The sequence below is a fragment of the Arthrobacter sp. Hiyo1 genome (assembly GCF_001263615.2).
Classification (GTDB): Bacteria; Actinomycetota; Actinomycetes; order Actinomycetales; family Micrococcaceae; genus Arthrobacter.
The window spans coordinates 650,613-651,482 of record NZ_DF952468.1; the positions used below are offsets into that span (position 1 = coordinate 650,613).

At 65.1% G+C, this 870-nt stretch carries 1 protein-coding gene; it reads right to left on the bottom strand.

Annotated elements, in window-relative coordinates; translation table 11 throughout:
* Nucleotides 1–131: 131 nt before the first annotated feature.
* On the bottom strand, nucleotides 132–870 hold a 739-nt coding region (locus tag AHiyo1_RS24390), incomplete at its 5' end, for an FHA domain-containing protein (RefSeq protein ID WP_216363123.1).

An 870-nucleotide genomic window follows, 5' to 3' on the forward strand; every position in this document is an offset into this window, starting at 1 on the left:
CTGCGGACTGGTGCCGAGCCGGAGCCAGACATCGCGGCAGCCCGCCGTTCCTTGCGTTGCGCCCGAGGCGTGCTTCGTACGGGCTCCCTTAACCGTGCCGGTTCCTTGCGTTGTGCTGGTTCTTGGCGGTGTCAACTGCCTTCGTCCGTGTTCCGTGGGGAGCAGGCTGCTGAGCTGACGGCAAAGGCGAGCTCAGCGGCGGATGGTGAACACCGCCGTCGTCTGGCCCGATCCTGTTCGACGGCCGCCGCGATCGCGGCAGCCAGAAGGCGGCGCTCGCGTTTTCCCGAAATTGCCGGGACAAGAATCGCGATGGCCGAAATTGCGGTGAATCCGAGGAACATCCACATGCCGGTGGCAAGTGCCATTCCGACTCCCAGCAGGACTGGGAGCCCGGCCGTGAGGAGAAGTTGCGTTCGGTTGCCGGCATCATGGCGCCGGGGAACCAGGATCGGCTCGGCGACGCCCAGGCCTGCGGTCCCCAGCGACTCCGCTCCATGCTCATCGTCGCCGAAGACTATTGACATGACCGAGCCACCACATCGAATCCTGGAAGCGGTTGAGAGGTGGGCGGAGCGGACTTTGCGTCCATCCACCACTGTTCCGTTCGCGCTCCCCGTGTCGCTTATGGTGACGGCTGTTTCGGAGATCGTGAGGACGGCGTGAACCCGGGAAACATCGGGATCCGGGAGGCAGATATCAGCGTTGCTCCGGCCAATCGTGTAAGTGCCCCGTTCCAACGGTATGACCAGGCCCGCGGCTGGTCCGGCATGCACCAGCAAGGACAACGCTGCCGGACTCCGATTGCCGTCACGGGTGTCCCGCGCCTCCTGACCGGCCCCGTCCACCAACACAGCCTCCCGAGATGAG